A 16,540-nucleotide genomic window follows, 5' to 3' on the forward strand; every position below is an offset into this window, starting at 1 on the left:
CTTTACTGCGTCGACACTCTGCAAGGAAGCCCTGCATGCGTTGCCTGATGTTCGTTTGTCTGTTGCTGGGCGCCATGCCCGGCTTTGCCCTGGACCGCACGCAAGTCGAGGGCTATCTGCTGCCCAACGGCCTGCAAGTGCTGCTCAAACCGGGCTACGAACGGGACCATGTGTCGATCCGCCTGGTGGTCGGCATCGGTTTCGATGACTTTCCCTGCGACCGGCAAGAACTGCCGCACCTGCTCGAACACTTGCTGTTCAGCGGCATTGACGACAGCGGCGAAGGCGGCCTGGAACAACGCCTTCAGGCCCTCGGCGGGGAATGGAACGCCTACACCAGCAGCGCCGACACCACCTTCGTGATCGAAGCGCCGGCCCGCAACCAACGCAAAGTGCTCGACCTGCTGCTCGCCTTGCTGCAGCAGACCCAGTTCGATGACGACGCGCTGGCGCAGTCCAAGCGCATCATCGAGCGCGAAGACGGTGGCCACTATTCCCACCTGCAACGCTGGCTCGACCGTCAGGCCATCGGTCACCGCGCCAGCGACCAGTTGGCGGTGGAGCTTGGCCTGAAATGCGCCGAGCGCTCCGATCTGGACGACATGACCCTGGAACAGGTCGACGAGATTCGCCAGCGCTGGTACGCGGCCAACAACATGACCTTGATCATCGTCGGCGGCCTCGACCGGCTGCTGCCGGCTTATCTCGAGCGCTCCTGGGCTGAGCTGGAGCCCGTGGAGCCGGCCGAGCGGCGGGCGCTGGATGGCGTTAGCCGGCAGGCTGAGGAAAACCGCACGCTGGTGCGCGGCCTGCTGGGCAACGGCGCGCGGCTGAGCTGGTTGTTCCTGGAGCCGGTGCTGGACAACGAGCACGACCAGACCCTCGATCTGGTCCAGCGTTACCTGGACTGGGCGCTGTACAGCGAACTGCGCCTCAAGCACGGCCTGTCCTACGGACCGTGGAGCCAGCGTGAAACCTTTGGCGACAGCGGCATGCTCAGCTTGAATGCCGACCTGGAGCGCGATCAGGTCGAAGAAGCGGAAGAGGTGATGCAGGACCTGATCAAGCGCCTGCGTGACGAGGGCCTCGACCCGTCTACCTTCGAACGGATCAAGGCGGCGGCCATCGACCGCGAATCCTGGACCACCCAGGGCAACAGCGCGTTGGCGGACTATTACTGGGGCGCGTTGAACACCTATGCCGATGGGCATTTCGTCGACCCGAAACAGCGCCTGCGCGGGGTGAGCCTGGAAGAGGCGAACCAGGCGATGCGGGAATTGTTCAAGACCACCGGGTATGTGCGGGTGGAGAAGCCGTTGCTGGGGTATGACGAACTGTTCTGGTGGGGCGTGTTGGGGTTGGTTGTGGTGGTGGGTGGCGGGGTTGCCTGGTATCGGCGCAGGTCCGCTGGATAGGCGGGCACCCATCGCGAGCAAGCTCGCTCCTACGCGCGTCTTTGTATGCCGCTCTGCCGCCCCAAAATCGACCAAACCGGAGTATTCTTGTAACCGTTTCTTACAGCCCTCTGCGAATGTCCCCATGCCTATCTACATCCAGCGCCTCATCGAACTGATCAAGCGCTATCCCGGGGTCATCGCACTCGGTGGTTTCCTCTCCGGTATCGGCAGCTTCATCCTGGTCGATCGCCAGGAAAGCCTGGCCAGTTGGGTCGCGATCCTGATGCTGGTGAGCTGGGTCTGGCTGATGCTGGAAAACAGTTTCACCCAGTTGTTCGCCCGCCTGTTCAAGCGCGAAATCCCGCAACCGCTTCTGCGCTACGCGACGCAGATGATCCACCAGGAAAGCCTGTTCTTCGTCCTGCCGTTCTTCTTCGTCACCACCACCTGGAACAGCGGCCAACTGATCTTCACCGGTCTGCTGGGCGCCGCCGGGCTGGTGTCGATCATCGACCCGCTCTACTACCGCTGGGTCGCGCCCCGGCGCTGGCTGTTCCTCGCCCTGCACACCCTGACCCTATTCGCCGCGATGCTCACGGCGCTGCCGATCATCCTCCACCTGACCACCGCCGAGAGCTTCAAGCTCGCGCTGGGCGTGGCGATGCTGCTGTCCTTCCCAAGCCTGGCCAGCAGCTTCCCGATCAACAATGCGCGCCGGGCGATCGCGTTGGTGCTGGTGACGCTCTCGATCGGCGGTGCCGGCTGGTTGCTGCGTTCCTGGGTGCCGCCGGCGACCCTGTGGATGACCGAGGTGGCGATCAGCAGCCAACTGCAGAACCGCACCCCCGGCGACAGCCTCAAGCAGGTCAGCGCCAGCCAGATCCGCAGCGCCGGACTTTACGCCTACACCGCGATCAAGGCCCCGCGCGGGCTGAACGAGCGCATCTATCACGTCTGGCAATTCAACGGCAAAGAGGTCGATCGCATCGCCCTCGATATCAATGGCGGGCGCAAGGAAGGCTACCGCGCCTGGACCCACAAACAGGTGTTCCCGGCCAACCCGGTGGGGCGCTGGCAGGTCCGGGTGCTGACCGAGGACGGCCAGGTGATCGGCGTGTTGCGCTTCCGCGTGGTTGATGATGGTCAAGCATCCGCCACACAGTGACGCTATGCTCAGGGCTTTGTAGGAAAAGTGCCTGCGCGACGATCAGACTGCGTTCAAGCGCCCATGGACCTCCGGAGCCTATGACCCGTATTACCAGCCCCGCCAGCGCCATTCTCGACACGAGCCAAAGCCCGCCGCGCTTGCGGCTCAGCGGTGACTGGACGCTGGTCAACTACGCCAGCCTCAAGCAGAGCACCGCGGCCCTCAGCGGCCAGTACGACAGCAACACCCCTGTGGAACTGGACCAGCTCGGCAAGCTCGACACCGCCGGCGCCTCGCTGCTGGTGGAATTGCTCGGGCCCGAGCGCCTGGCGCAACTGGAAAGCGAAAGCCCGCTGCCGCCCGCCAGCCGCCACCTGCTGCACAGCGTGCAAGCTTCATTGACCGAGTTCTGCATCCCGCCGCGCGTTACCCAGCTTCCGGTAATGACCCAACTGATGGCGCGCATCGGCGCGGCGGTGGACACCCTCTGGCAGGACAGCCGCCAGCTACTCGGCTTCATCGGCCTGATCATCGCCACCCTGGCCCGGCGCGCACTGCAACCCAAACGCTGGCGCATCACCTCGGTGGTCGCCCATATCGAACAGACCGGCCTCGACGCCGCGCCCATCGTCGCCCTGCTGACGTTCCTAGTGGGCGCGGTGGTGGCCTTCCTCGGCGCCACGGTACTGGCCAGCTTCGGCGCGAGCATCTTCACCGTCGACCTTGTCGCCTTCTCATTCCTGCGCGAGTTCGGCGTGCTGCTGACCGCCATCCTCATGGCCGGCCGCACCGCCAGCGCCTTCACCGCGCAGATCGGCTCGATGAAGGCCAACGAGGAGGTCGACGCAATTCGCACCCTCGGCCTGGACCCGGTGGAGCTGCTGGTGATCCCGCGCGTGCTGGCGCTGCTGATTTCCCTGCCGCTGCTGACGTTCCTGGCGATGCTCTGCGGCATCGTTGGCGGTGGGGTGGTCTGCGCGCTGTCGCTGGACATCTCGCCTGCGATGTTCCTTTCGCTGCTGGAAGACGACATCGGTGTGCAGCACTTCCTGGTGGGGATGGCCAAGGCGCCGTTCTTCGCCTTCCTGATCGCCGCGATCGGTTGCCTGGAAGGCTTCAAGGTCAGCGGCAGCGCCGAGTCGGTAGGCGCCCACACCACCTCGGCGGTGGTCCAGTCGATCTTCGTGGTGATCGTCCTCGACGCCGTGGCCGCGCTGTTCTTCATGGAGATGGGCTGGTGAGCCGGCCCGACGCCCGCGAGGCGGTGATCGAAGTCCGTGGCCTGTGCAACCGCTTCGGCAGCCAGAGCGTGCACGAGCAGCTCGACCTGGACTTGTACCGCGGCGAGATTCTCTCGGTGGTCGGTGGCTCCGGCAGCGGCAAGTCGGTGCTGCTGCGCAGCATCATCGGCTTGCGCCGGCCCAACGAAGGCACGGTGCGGGTGTTCGGCCAGGACTTGTCCAACGCCAACGCGAACGAGCGCTCGCTGATCGAACGTCGCTTCGGCGTGCTGTTCCAGAAGGGCGCGCTGTTCTCCTCGCTGACCATCACCGAAAACGTCGCCCTGCCGCTGATCGAGCACGCCGGCCTGAGCCGCGACGACGCCGAGCACCTGGCCGGGGTCAAGCTGGCCCTGGCCGGCCTGCCGCAATCGGCGGCGGACAAGTTTCCCGCCTCGCTGTCCGGCGGCATGATCAAACGCGCCGCTCTGGCTCGCGCGCTGGCGCTGGACCCGGACATCCTGTTCCTCGACGAACCCACCGCCGGCCTCGACCCCATCGGCGCGGCGGCCTTCGACCAATTGATCCTGACCCTGCGCGATGCCCTCGGCCTGAGCGTGTTTCTCATCACCCACGACCTGGACACGCTCTACACCATCAGCGACCGGGTCGCGGTACTGGCACAGAAGAAGGTGCTGGTGGCCGCGCCCATCGACGAAGTGGCCCAGACTGACGACCCGTGGATCCACGAGTATTTCCATGGCCCGCGTGGCCGGGCGGCGTATCAGGCCGCCACAGCGCTGAAGGAGAAGTGAAATGGAAACCCGCGCGCACCATGTGCTGATCGGTATGGTCACCGTCCTGGTGGTGGCCGGCGCCATGCTGTTCGGCCTGTGGCTGGCCAAATCCAGCGTCGACAGCACCTTCAAGGACTACGAGGTGGTGTTCAACGAGCCGGTCACCGGCCTGTCCAAAGGCAGCGCCGTGCAATACAGCGGGATCAAGGTGGGCGATGTCACCAGCCTGCACCTGGACCCCGCCGATCCGCGCCGGGTTCTGGCGCGCATCCGCCTGAACGCCGAAACCCCGGTGAAACAGGACACCCAGGCCAAGCTGACCCTGACCGGCGTCACCGGCACCTCGCTGATCCAGCTCAGCGGTGGTACTCCGGAAAGTCCGCCGCTGGTGGGCAAGGGCGGCAAACTGCCGGTGATCATCGCCTCTCCATCGCCTATCGCCCGCCTGCTGACCAACAGCAGCGACCTGGTGACCAACATCAACCTGCTGCTGCACAACGCCAACCGCCTGTTCTCCGAAGAAAACGCCACGCGCCTGGGCTCGACCCTGGAACACCTGGAGCAAACCACCGGCGCCATCGCCGCGCAGCGCGAGGACATCAGCCATGCCATCCGCGAACTGGCGACCATCGGCCAGCAGGCCGGCGCCACGCTGGAGCAAACCAGCGAGCTGATGCGCAACGCCAACAAGCTGCTTGGCAGCCAGGGCCCGCAGATCGTCAACAGCGCCGACCAGGCGATGCGTTCGCTGGCGCAGAGCACCGCGACGCTCAATGCGCTGCTGGAAAGCAATCGCGACGCCATCGACAGCGGTGCCCAAGGCTTCCGCGAGCTGTCGCCGGCGATCCGCGAACTGCGTGACACCCTCAACTCGCTCAAGGGGATTTCCCGTCGCCTTGAAGCCAACCCCAGCGGCTACCTGCTCGGCCGTGATCAAAACAAGGAGTTCGAGCCATGAGCCTCGCCAGCCGCCTGACCCTGGCCCTGCTGATCAGCCTGAGCAGCGCCTGCTCGATCCTGCCCCAGGCCGAGAACGCCGAGGTTTATCGCCTGCCGGCGGCGGTGGCCGCGTCGTCGACCAGCGCGCCGGTGAGCTGGTCGTTGCGGGTGAACAAGCCGCTGGCCAGCGACATCTTCAATGTCCCGCGCATCGCCGTGGTGCCGCAGGGCGACCAGATCAGCAGCTATAAGGGCGCGCGCTGGACCGACCCGGCCCCGACCCTGCTGCGCAATCGCATCCTCGATGCCTTCCAGCGCGATGGCCGAGTGCCGCGCTTGAGCGCCGACGACAGCAACCTGCAAGCCGACTACGAGCTGGTCGGCGAGCTACAGGCACTCCAGAGTGAATACAGCGCCCAGGGCATCAGCGTGGTGATCCGCCTGGATGCGCGGCTGGTGGAGGGGCGCACCCAGCGCATCCTCGCCAGCCGTCATTTCGAAGTCCGCCAGCCACAGGCCGACAAGGAAATCCCGGCGGTGGTCAGTGGCCTGGGCCAGGTCACTGACCGGTTGATGGCGCAGTTGCTCGACTGGACCGTAGCCGAGGGCAACCGCTATCAGGCGAAGAACCAGTAGCAGACCGCGATGGCCGACAGCACGCCGGCCAGTTCAGCCAACAGCGCACAACCCACCGCGTGGCGGGTGCGCTGGATACCGACGGCGCCGAAGTACACCGCCAGCACGTAGAAGGTGGTTTCGGTGCTGCCCTGCACCGTCGCCGCTACCAGCGCCGGGAAGCTGTCCACGCCGTGGGTCTGCATGGTTTCGATGAGCATGGCCCGCGCCGCGCTGCCGGAGAACGGTTTGACCAGCGCGGTCGGCAAGGCATCGACGAAGCGGGTGTCCCAGCCCAGCCATTCGACCGTATGGCGAATCCCGTCCAGACCAAATTCCAGCGCGCCGGACGCCCGTAGCACGCCAACCGCGCACAGCATCGCCACCAGATACGGCAGCAAATTCTTGGCTACGTCGAAGCCTTCCTTCGCCCCTTCGACGAAGGTTTCGTACACCTTCACCTTCTTCAAGGCGCCGATCAGCAGGAACAGCATGATCAGGCCGAATAGGGTCAGGTTGCCGAGGATCGACGACAGGTTGGCCAGCGCGGTGGCGGACAGGCCGGCCAGCAGTGCCATGAACGCGCCCAGCAGCAAGGCGCCGGGCACCAGATAGGCGAGCACCACCGGATCCCACAGGCGCAGGCGCTGCATCACCGCCACCGAGAGCAGGCCGACCAGGGTCGAGCCGGTGGTGGCGATGAGGATCGGCAGGAACACCAGAGTCGGGTCCATCGCGCCTTGCTGGGCGCGGTACATGAAGATGGTCACCGGCAACAGGGTCAGCGACGAGGCGTTGAGCACCAGGAACAGGATCTGCGCGTTACTGGCGGTGGTCGGGCTGGGGTTCAGCTCCTGCAGGGCGCGCATGGCCTTGAGGCCGATGGGCGTGGCGGCGTTGTCCAGGCCCAGGCCGTTGGCGGCGAAGTTGAGCGTGATCAGGCCCAACGCCGGATGACCGGGCGGGACTTCCGGCATGAGCCGGCGGAACAGCGGGCCAAGCACTTTGGCCAGCCACTCGACGATCCCGGCTTGCTCGGCGATCTTCAGAAAGCCCAGCCAGAGGGTGAGGGTGCCGAACAGCAGGACCATGACCTCGACCGACAGCTTGGCCATGGCGAAAATGCTTTCGACCATCGCCGCGAAGACCCCGGCGTTGCCGCCCACCAGCCATTGCACCAGGGCCGAAATGGCCGCCACCACGAAAAAACCAAGCCAAAGGCCGTTGAGCATCCGTTAACTCCCCCAAAGATGGGCTGAATGATAGCGGCCGGCAGAACCAGTGTCCTCTGTTGCGACCCCTTCAGGGCCTTATCGCGAGCAAGCTCGCTCCTACCGATACGCTGCCTCGCGATAAGGCCCCTACAAACTCACAGAAAACAAAAAGCCCCGACGAATCGGGGCTTTTTCATTCAGCAGGAAAACGACTCAGGATTTGACGGCCTTGCCAGCCACCGCCACTTCCTTGCTGCGCCAGTGCGGCAGCGAATCCCAGTATTTCTTGCCCTTGGCGTCGTCGTACATGCCTTCCCAACGGGAGATGACCAGGACCGCCAGAGCGTTGCCGATCACGTTCAGGGCGGTACGCGCCATGTCCATGATGCGGTCGACACCGGCGATGAACGCCAGGCCTTCCAGCGGAATGCCAACGCTGCCCAGGGTGGCCAGCAGGACCACGAAGGAAACGCCCGGCACGCCAGCGATGCCCTTGGAGGTGACCATCAGGGTCAGCACCAGCAGCAACTGCTGGCTGATGGACAGGTCGATGCCGTAGAGCTGGGCGATAAAGATCGCCGCGATGCTCTGGTACAGGGTCGAACCGTCGAGGTTGAACGAGTAACCGGTCGGCACCACGAAGCTGCAGATGGCCTTCGGCGCGCCGTAGGCTTCCATCTTCTCGATCACTCGCGGCAACACGGTTTCCGAGCTGGCGGTGGAGTAGGCCAGGACCAGTTCGTCCTTGAAGATGCGCATCAGCTTGATGATGGAGAAGCCGAACAGGCGCGCCACCAGGCCCAGCACCATGAAGGCGAAGAAGGCGATGGCGAAGTACACCAGCAGCACCAGCTTGGCCAGCGGCAGCAGCGAGGCGAAGCCGAAGTTGGCGACGGTCACGGCGATCAGGGCGAACACACCGATCGGGGCGTAGTTCATGATCATGTGGGTGACCTTGAACATGGCTTCGGAAACGCCCTGGAAGGTCTTCACCAGCGGGTCGCGGATTTCCGCGTTGAGGCTGGACAGGCCCAGGCCGAACAGTACCGAGAAGAAGATGATCGGCAGCATTTCACCGCGCATCAGCGCCGCGAAGATGTTCGATGGAATCAGGTTGAGGATGGTCTCGATGAACGCGTGTTCATGCTGCACCTCGGCCGCGGTGGCCTGGTACTTGGAGATGTCCACGGTGCCCAGGGTGCTCATGTCGATGCCAGCGCCCGGGTGGAACAGGTTGGCCAGGACCAGGCCGACGACGATGGCGATGGTGGTCACCACCTCGAAGTAAATGATGGTCTTGAGGCCGATACTGCCAAGTTTCTTCGCATCGCCAACCCCGGCGATACCCACGATCAGCGACGAAATCACGATCGGGATGACGATCATCTTGATCAGGCGAATGAAGATGTCACCGGCTGGCTGCAGCACATTGCTGATCCACCATGCCTTTTCTGCACTGAAATGATTCAGCAGTGCTCCGATGGCGATACCCAGTACCAGACCGATGAGGATCTGCCAGGCGAGGCTCAGTTTTGCCTTCTTCATGTCATTACCTTTTTGTTCAAGTGGACACGGGCATTGCGCTGTAACCAGCATTCCAGAGCCATTAAAAGGGGTCTGGAAGACTTCTTCGGCAACAGTCAAAGGCACCGCAGAAGGTCATCGCGAGCGAGCGGTAATGAGCGCTGGCAGGCGAAAAAAGGCGCAACTATTCAGGCGTGGAGGGGCCTAGTCTAATGCCGGAAACGAGTACCCCATGCCGAATCGGCATGAGTTTTTCGGCAAAAAACGGTCGTCAAGGAGGGTTGCGAAAGGGGTGTTCGGGATTCCGAATACGATCAATCCGCCATATTGCGGCAGATTCGGAGGGTAATCGGCAGGTGCGACAGGCAGGTGTTCGACAATCCGAATGGGTGAAAATCGCATCGGCGCATGTAGGAAAAAGCCGAAAATATTTTTGCCGGACAGACGAGCGGGTGGCGGATTTGCCATCTGTCGGGAAGAAAGGGCTGCCGGAATGGATACGGCCGGGAGAGCCCGTCAAAGGTATCCCGGATTACGGGACACCCTGACAGACCACTCCCGGCGTTGCTTCCTGACCCGGCCCTCGACGGAGGCACTCCTTGTACCCCTAGGCCCCTCCGATCCTGTAGCAATCAGAGCAGCCCGGCCCCTTGGTCATGCGCCTGCCCTCCTCGAGTGGGCGCAACATAGAAGCTTGAACGGTGAAAAGGTTCAGCTTCTGTCTCTGTCCCGAAGCACCCGGCGGGGCTTCAGTACCAGTTCGGATCACGCTTGAGTTGTTCCCTGAGCATGGCCTGCATGCCCGGGTCGGGGTCACCCAGCCAGCGATAATCGGCGTGGCGGGTCGGTGACTTGTCACCGGGCAGCCCCTCAGGCACCTCAACCAGCATTCCGTAGGCTTTTTCCTTATCCCAACGGAAGGCCACGATCAGACGCTTGTTCAGGCATTTGCCTTCGCTTTCGCACAACGGTCCGACCAGATACTTGTCGCCGTCTTCCTCGACCGCTGACATCTGCTGCTCGGAAACACCGCTGAGGTTGAGCACCCACTCGGGCAACCGCTCCTCTTTTTTGACCATGTCCTGCCAGGTTTCCCGATACTCGGGGTCCGCACCGAGAATGTCGGTGGCCCGGACCTGGCCGTCATTGGCCGCCATTGCCGCCGTGCAGCCGCCCAGCAACAGGGCGGCGGCCAGGGCGTTGCGTATCACGCCTTTCATTGGTTCAACCTCGACCGCGACGTCCGAAGAAGAAGGAAGCCACGAACAGCACCAGGAAGATAATGAAGAGGATCTTCGCGATACCGGTAGCGGCGCCGGCGATACCACCGAAGCCCAGCACGGCAGCGACAATGGCGATAATCAGGAAGGTAATGGCCCAACTCAACATGGTGATTCTCCTTCTGTTATGGAAAGGGTCCTTGGCCGTTCGCCGTTAAAACACCCAGCGTTCTTGTGGAACATGGGCAGCGGCGGTGGCGGCTGGCAGCGCCTTGGAGCGCATCAGCGGAGCGGTTTGCAGGGGCACGGCACGGCTTTCATGCAGGCGCTCGACCTGGATTGCGAGTTGGCTGTCGACCTGTTTGACCTGCCAGGCGTGATACACCTGGCCGGCAATCAGTGTCAGCAGCAGCGCCAGCGAGAGAAACAAAAGCTGGCGCAGATGTAATGGCGATATAAGCACCAGGGCGGCGGGTGTGCGGTTCATGCCGGGCTCCTCTTGCTGCATCTTGTTATGACCTGGAAGGGTCATTGCAGCCTGCATGCCAGCCCGCATCTAATAATATTTTCTATATAAATCAATAATTTACGCATGAAGCAAATACCGTCGGGAAAGCATCCTGCACGATGCCCCCTGGCGGCGTCGTGCTTTTTGCATGGTCAGAGACTATTTTTCCGTAGGAATTTTCCCAAATTTAGGTCGGCAAGCAGGGAGCTAGCATGCAAGGAAAGGAATGAATCAGAATTGACCATGCAACTTGCCCGATTTTTCCGACACTAACCAAGATAATTCCTAAGGAGCGCATGGAAAATGGAGTCAGCCCCAGATCCTCAAGGCCGCATTCTGCTGGTGGACGATGAGTCCGCCATCTTGCGTACCTTCCGTTATTGCCTGGAGGACGAGGGCTATACCGTCGCCACCGCCAACAGCGCTGCGCAGGCCGAAACCCTGCTGCAGCGTCAGGTGTTCGACCTGTGCTTCCTCGACCTGCGCCTGGGCGAGGACAACGGCCTCGACGTCCTCGCACAGATGCGTATTCAGGCCCCATGGATGCGCGTGGTGATCGTCACCGCCCATTCGGCGGTGGATACCGCCGTTGATGCTATCCAGGCCGGCGCGGCCGATTACCTGGTCAAGCCTTGCAGCCCCGACCAGTTGCGCCTGGCCACCGCCAAGCAACTGGAAGTGCGCCAGCTTTCGGCGCGCCTCGAAGCCCTCGAAGGCGAAATCCGTAAGCCCAAGGACGGCCTGGACTCCCACAGCCCGGCCATGATGGTGGTGCTGGAAACCGCCCGGCAGGTGGCGACCACCGACGCCAACATTCTGATCCTCGGCGAGTCCGGCACCGGTAAGGGCGAGCTGGCCCGGGCCATCCACGGCTGGAGCAAGCGCGCGCGCAAGGCCTGCGTCACCATCAACTGCCCGTCCCTGACCGCCGAACTGATGGAAAGCGAACTGTTCGGCCATAGCCGCGGCGCCTTCACCGGCGCCAGCGAAAGCACCCTGGGCCGGGTCAACCAGGCCGACGGCGGCACGCTGTTCCTCGACGAAATCGGCGACTTCCCCCTGGCCCTGCAACCCAAGCTGCTGCGGTTCATCCAGGACAAGGAATACGAGCGGGTCGGCGACCCGGTCACCCGCCGCGCCGATGTGCGCATCCTCGCCGCGACCAACCTCAACCTCGAGGACATGGTCCGCGAAGGCCGTTTCCGCGAAGACCTGCTCTATCGCCTCAACGTCATCACCCTGCACCTACCGCCGTTACGCGAGCGCAGCGAGGACGTCCTGACCCTGGCCGATCGTTTCCTCGCCCGCTTCGTCAAGGAATACTCGCGTCCGGCGCGGGCCTTCAGCGAAGAAGCGCGGGCCGCGCTGCTCAACTACCGCTGGCCGGGCAACATCCGCGAGCTGCGTAACGTGATCGAGCGCGCGAGCATCATCTGCCCGCAGGAGAAAGTCGAAATCGTCCACCTCGGCATGGCCGAGCAACCCGCCAGCAATGCACCGCGCATCGGTGCCGCGCTCAGCCTGGACGAACTGGAACGCGCGCATATCGGCGCGGTACTGGCCACCAGCGACACCCTCGACCAAGCCGCCAAGACCCTGGGGATCGACGCTTCGACGCTGTACCGCAAGCGCAAGCAGTACAACTTATGAAATGGGCGATGAAGTTGCGGACAAGGCTGTTTCTCAGCATTTCGGCGCTGATCACCGTGGCCCTGCTCGGCCTGCTGCTGAGCCTGGTCAGCGTTCAGCAGATGGCCAGTTCGCAGGAAGCGATGATCCGCAACAACACCTATGTCCTCGACATGGGCCTGAAGATGCGCCAGAACCTCAGCGAGCAACTGACGCAGATTCTCGACGAGAACAGCGATGCGTCGGTCCTGAGCCAGTTGCAGAGCGAGTTCCAGCGGTTGCTGGACGAGGGCCTGAGTCATGAGCAGCAGGCCGACGGCTTCGACGACTTCACCCGGGCCAACAGTGAGTTTCAGCACTTCCTTCGCGAACTGCGGGCTACCTCGGCGCCGGGGCGCAACCTGAGCGTCGATCAGCCACTGGGGCAAGCCTTCAGCGCGCTGCGCAGCAGCCTGATCGAATCCCACAAACAGGCCGTCGAGCAGATTCGCGGAGCGGAGAAAGTCTCGCGGGAAAAAGCCGTGCTGATGTCCGGGGTGCTGGGCTTCGTTGGCCTCGCCGTGCTGGGCCTAGGCTTTCTCACCGCGCACGGCATCGCCCGTCGCTTCGGCCAGCCGATCGAGGCGCTGGCTACCGCAGCCGACCAAGTCGGGCGCGGTGATTTCGAGGTGACCCTGCCGGTAACCTCGGCACTGGAAATCAACCAACTGGCCCGGCGCTTCGGCCTGATGGCCGAGGCGTTGCGCCAGCATCAGGCGACCAATGTCGATGAACTGGTCGCCGGCCAGCAACGCTTGCAAGCCGTGCTCGACAGCATCGACGACGGCCTGCTGATCATCGACCGCCAGGGTCGCCTGGAACACCTCAACCCGGTGGCCCAGCGCCAACTGGGCTGGGACGACTCCCGCGCCGGCAGTCGCCTTGGCGAAGCCATGCAGCGCCCCGAGCTGGACCAGCAACTGCATCAGGTCCTGCGCGGCGGCAATCTGGAGCGGGTGCCGGAAGACCTGCACCTGGAGATCGAAAAGGAAAACCGCGTGCTGACCTACAGCCTGACGCCGGTCTGCCGCCCGGACGGGCAGATCCTCGGCGCGGTGATGGTGCTTCACGATGTGACGGAGCAGCGCGCGTTCGAGCGGGTCCGCAGCGAGTTCGTGCTGCGCGCCTCCCACGAGTTGCGCACGCCGGTGACCGGCATGCACATGGCTTTCGGCCTGCTACGCGAGCGGGTCAAGTTTCCCGAGCAGTCCCGCGAGAGCGATCTGTTCGACACCATCGGCGAGGAAATGCAGCGCCTAACCCAACTGATCAACGACCTGCTGAACTTCTCCCGTTACCAGAGCGGCCAGCAGAAGCTGGAGCGCAGCCTCTGCCCCCTTGATGAATTGCTGGAGCGGGCGCGAGCGCGTTACGCCAGTGCGGCGGCGGCCAAGCAGATCGACCTGCAACTGGAGCTGGGCAACCCGTTGCCGCGGATTCAGGCCGACGTCGCCCAGCTCGACCGGGTGTTGGACAACTTGCTGGACAACGCCATTCGCCACACCCCGTCGGGCGGGCGCATCCGCCTGCAGGCGAGGCGACATGGCGAGCGGGTAATCATCAGCGTCGAAGACAACGGCGAAGGCATTGCCTACAGCCAGCAGGGCAGGATCTTCGAGCCTTTCGTCCAGGTCGGACGCAAGAAAGGCGGCGCCGGCCTCGGCCTGGCGCTGTGCAAGGAGATCGTCCAGTTGCATGGCGGGCGCATGGGGGTTTATTCGCGGCCCGAGCAAGGCACACAGTTCTACATGGCGCTGCCGGTCTGAGGCGTTTCAGGCTTCGTCGTCGATGCGCCGTGGGCCCAGGCGCCGACCGCGGGTAATCAGCTCTACGAACTGGCGGGCGCTCAGCGGGTGGGCGAACAGCCAGCCCTGGCCATAATTCACGCCCTCGCTGTTGAGCAGCAGCGCCTGGTCTTCGTATTCGATGCCCTCGGCAATCACCCGCAGTTGCAGGGCATGGGCCATGCGGATGATGTGCGGGGCGACGCCACTGCTGGCGGCATCATGGCCCAGGGCATCGACGAACGCCTTGTCGATCTTCAGGCAATCCACCGGCAGGGTCTGCAAATAGGCGAGGCTGCAATAGCCGGTGCCGAAGTCGTCGATCAGCACTTGATGGCCCACCGCCCGCAGCGCCTGGAGGTTGTCCCGGGCCACTACCACGTCTATCAGCCCACGCTCGGTCACCTCGAACGCAATCTGGCTCGCCGCCACATGGTGCGTGGCCAACAGCCGCGCCGCCACCCGGCCGATGCGCGGCACCATCACGTCGCAGGCGGCAAGGTTGACCGAGATGTACAGCTTCGGATTGGCGCGCAAGAGCTGGGCCAACTGGTCGAACACCCGTTGCAGGACAAAGTCGGTGATCTGGCGAATCTGGCCGGTGTTCTCGGCCAGCGGGATGAACAGGTCGGGGCTGGTCAGCGAGCCGTCCGGACGGCGCCAGCGCACCAGCGCCTCGGCGCCCACGCAGTTGCGGCTGGTGAGTTCGAAGATCGGCTGGTAGAGCACCTGCAATTCACCCCGGCGCAAAGCGCCTTGCAGTTCCGAACTCATGGAGCGGCTCTGCCGCACCAGTTGCAGCACCGCCCAGCCGATGCACCAGGCCAACAGCAGGCTGCCGGGGAACAGCAGCCAGAGCACGCCGTTCATTTTCAACGGCAGACTGGCGCGCGGCGCGATCAGCACCAGCTGGTAATCCGGCGACTTGGTCGGCATGCGGTAAACCAGGCGATCCGGCAGTTCCACCAGCGCTTTCGTGGAAACCGGCGGCCAGACGTCGCCGGGTGGCGGCCATGCCTGAACCGGGCCCAACACCGGCACGGCGCGGGCGCCGCGGTCGAGCACCACCAACAGGCTGCCGCCGGCGGGCAGGTCGACCACGTCGGTGAGGTGGCCGCGCGACGTGGACACGCGAAACGGCCCGCGCCCGAGTACCAGTGCGGCACGGTTGTCATCGGGCTCGGTGCTGGTGTTGAGCCAGTAACTGTAGGTGGGGCCCTGAATGTCCGGGGGCGGCAGGGATTCGGAGGTGCGATCGCCAAGACGGTTGGAGCAGGTTTGCTGGCCGTCCACATAGGCGGCCTCGAAGACGAAGCGATTATTGAACGCCACCTGCTGCAAGGCCGCGAGCATGTTGGCATCGCAACCGCGCGCCGGCTGCGCCTGGAGTTCATCGACGCCTTCGCGCAATTGCCCGAAGATCTGCTCCAGCCGGTCGAGGAAGCGCTCGCCGCGGGCATTCATCTGCTCGCTTTCGTTGACCTGCAACTGATGCATCGCCACGCCGAGGCTGGCCAGCAGCAACAAGATCGCACTCGCCGAGGCCGCAAGCGTGGCCAGTAGCCAGGGACGATAGAGCAGGCCGCGCAACATCAGGAGGGCAGATGACATCAAAAATATCCCGTCGAGTACCAAGAGGTATAGCAACAGGAGGACGACTCAGCCTGCCCGTTGGGCGGCGGCCTTCAGGCCCCATCAGCGGGCGTTGTTGAGCACCTGCAGGATCGCCGCTGTCTGCGCGTCGGGCTGGCCGTCGAAACGCTGCGCACGGAAGCGCATCTGGAAGGCGGCAAGGACATGACGGGTGGCGACATCCAGCTCGCCGCTCTGCTCGATCGCATAACCGAAGCGGGCGAGTTGCTGCTGATACCAGGTCACGCTGGGCGGATTGACCGCGAAGCGCGCTTGCACCTGCGCCACCGCCCGCGCGTCGGGCCAGATGCCCAGACCGGCATCAGCCAGGCGTTTCCAGGGGAACAGCGGGCCGGGATCGAGCTTGCGCAGCGGGGCAATATCGCTGTGGCCAATGATGTGCCGCGGCTGGATGTTGTTGCGTTGGACGATGTCCTTGAGCAAGACGATCAGCGACTGGATCTGCGCCTCGCTGAACGGGTGCCAGACCCGCCCGGTTGGCGTGTCGGTAAAGCCGGGATTGACGATTTCGATACCGATGGAGGTGGAATTGAGCCAGGTGCGGCCTTCCCACTGGCTGTCACCGGCATGCCAGGCCCGGCGGCTTTCATCGACCAGTTGGTAAATGGTGGCGTCGCGATCATCGCCGATCAGGTAGTGGCTGCTGACTTCGCCATGGGTCAGCAGTGCCAGCGAGCGGTCGAGTGAGGCATTGGTGTAATGCAGCACGACGAACTGGATGCGGCTGTCCTGGTTGGCCGAGACATGGCTGCGATCGATGCGCAGTTGCGGGCCGCTGCTGCAACCTGCCAGCACGGCCAGCAGGAGGAGGGAGAAAAACGCTTTCATGAAAAGAGGGCGACGCCTGGGAAGTC

The 16,540-nt window shown here is 63.8% G+C and carries 15 protein-coding genes; 8 read left to right on the forward strand and 7 right to left on the reverse strand.

Features of this window, described 5'->3' with window-relative positions; all coding sequences use genetic code 11:
• Window positions 1–35 precede the first annotated feature (35 nt).
• The 6 genes from NTD88_RS24855 to NTD88_RS24880 all read left to right on the forward strand — a co-directional run bounded on the left by NTD88_RS24855 (window position 36) and on the right by NTD88_RS24880 (window position 6,136).
• Window positions 36–1,415 (forward strand): M16 family metallopeptidase, encoded by a 1,380-nt coding sequence (locus NTD88_RS24855; RefSeq protein WP_262130792.1) that lies wholly within the window; start codon window positions 36–38, stop codon window positions 1,413–1,415.
• Between the two features lie 124 nt (window positions 1,416–1,539).
• Window positions 1,540–2,562, forward strand: a complete 1,023-nt coding sequence (locus tag NTD88_RS24860; RefSeq protein WP_262156448.1) for a DUF2914 domain-containing protein — start codon at window positions 1,540–1,542, stop codon at window positions 2,560–2,562.
• Window positions 2,563–2,642: 80 nt separating this feature from the next.
• On the forward strand, window positions 2,643–3,785 hold the full coding sequence (locus tag NTD88_RS24865) for an ABC transporter permease (protein ID WP_262156449.1): 1,143 nt from the start codon (window positions 2,643–2,645) through the stop codon (window positions 3,783–3,785).
• Complete coding sequence (locus NTD88_RS24870; RefSeq protein ID WP_095159029.1) at window positions 3,782–4,579, forward strand: ABC transporter ATP-binding protein; 798 nt, start codon at window positions 3,782–3,784, stop codon at window positions 4,577–4,579. The genes NTD88_RS24865 and NTD88_RS24870 overlap by 4 nt, the downstream gene beginning before the upstream one ends.
• Before the next feature lies 1 nt (window position 4,580).
• On the forward strand, window positions 4,581–5,519 hold the full coding sequence (locus NTD88_RS24875; RefSeq protein WP_262130790.1) for an MlaD family protein: 939 nt from the start codon (window positions 4,581–4,583) through the stop codon (window positions 5,517–5,519).
• Entirely contained in the window at window positions 5,516–6,136 is a 621-nt protein-coding gene (locus NTD88_RS24880; RefSeq protein ID WP_262156450.1) for an ABC-type transport auxiliary lipoprotein family protein, read from the forward strand. The genes NTD88_RS24875 and NTD88_RS24880 overlap by 4 nt, the downstream gene beginning before the upstream one ends.
• Here the strand turns inward: NTD88_RS24880 and NTD88_RS24885 are convergent.
• The 5 genes from NTD88_RS24885 to NTD88_RS24905 all read right to left on the reverse strand — a co-directional run bounded on the left by NTD88_RS24885 (window position 6,118) and on the right by NTD88_RS24905 (window position 10,560).
• The gene (locus tag NTD88_RS24885; protein WP_262156451.1) at window positions 6,118–7,347 is read right to left on the reverse strand and encodes a nucleoside recognition domain-containing protein; all 1,230 of its coding nucleotides are present in this window, start codon (window positions 7,345–7,347) and stop codon (window positions 6,118–6,120) included. The genes NTD88_RS24880 and NTD88_RS24885 overlap by 19 nt on opposite strands.
• Before the next feature lie 195 nt (window positions 7,348–7,542).
• Complete coding sequence (gltP, locus tag NTD88_RS24890) at window positions 7,543–8,874, reverse strand: glutamate/aspartate:proton symporter GltP (protein ID WP_095159033.1); 1,332 nt, start codon at window positions 8,872–8,874, stop codon at window positions 7,543–7,545.
• A gap of 728 nt (window positions 8,875–9,602) precedes the next feature.
• A complete protein-coding gene (locus NTD88_RS24895) occupies window positions 9,603–10,073 on the reverse strand; it encodes an inhibitor of vertebrate lysozyme family protein (RefSeq protein WP_095159034.1) in 471 nt (156 codons plus the stop codon).
• 4 nt (window positions 10,074–10,077) lie between these two features.
• Window positions 10,078–10,242 (reverse strand): DUF1328 domain-containing protein, encoded by a 165-nt coding sequence (locus tag NTD88_RS24900; RefSeq protein WP_042127667.1) that lies wholly within the window; start codon window positions 10,240–10,242, stop codon window positions 10,078–10,080.
• Between the two features lie 45 nt (window positions 10,243–10,287).
• The gene (locus tag NTD88_RS24905; RefSeq protein WP_095159035.1) at window positions 10,288–10,560 is read right to left on the reverse strand and encodes a hypothetical protein; all 273 of its coding nucleotides are present in this window, start codon (window positions 10,558–10,560) and stop codon (window positions 10,288–10,290) included.
• A 324-nt stretch (window positions 10,561–10,884) separates the two neighbouring features.
• On the opposite strand from NTD88_RS24905, the gene algB reads away from it, so the two are divergent.
• Both algB and NTD88_RS24915 read left to right on the forward strand, forming a co-directional pair.
• Complete coding sequence (algB, locus tag NTD88_RS24910; protein ID WP_095159036.1) at window positions 10,885–12,231, forward strand: sigma-54-dependent response regulator transcription factor AlgB; 1,347 nt, start codon at window positions 10,885–10,887, stop codon at window positions 12,229–12,231.
• A complete protein-coding gene (locus NTD88_RS24915) occupies window positions 12,228–14,015 on the forward strand; it encodes an ATP-binding protein (RefSeq protein ID WP_262156452.1) in 1,788 nt (595 codons plus the stop codon). The genes algB and NTD88_RS24915 overlap by 4 nt, the downstream gene beginning before the upstream one ends.
• 6 nt (window positions 14,016–14,021) lie before the next feature.
• Here NTD88_RS24915 and NTD88_RS24920 read toward each other — a convergent pair whose 3' ends face one another.
• Window positions 14,022–15,644, reverse strand: coding sequence for an EAL domain-containing protein (locus NTD88_RS24920; protein WP_262156453.1), 1,623 nt, complete (start codon window positions 15,642–15,644; stop codon window positions 14,022–14,024).
• 84 nt (window positions 15,645–15,728) lie between these two features.
• Window positions 15,729–16,514, reverse strand: coding sequence for an N-acetylmuramoyl-L-alanine amidase (locus NTD88_RS24925; RefSeq protein WP_262156454.1), 786 nt, complete (start codon window positions 16,512–16,514; stop codon window positions 15,729–15,731).
• Between the last annotated feature and the right edge of the window lie 26 nt (window positions 16,515–16,540).

The organism is Pseudomonas sp. 20P_3.2_Bac5, assembly GCF_025466035.1.
GTDB lineage: Bacteria > Pseudomonadota > Gammaproteobacteria > Pseudomonadales > Pseudomonadaceae > Aquipseudomonas.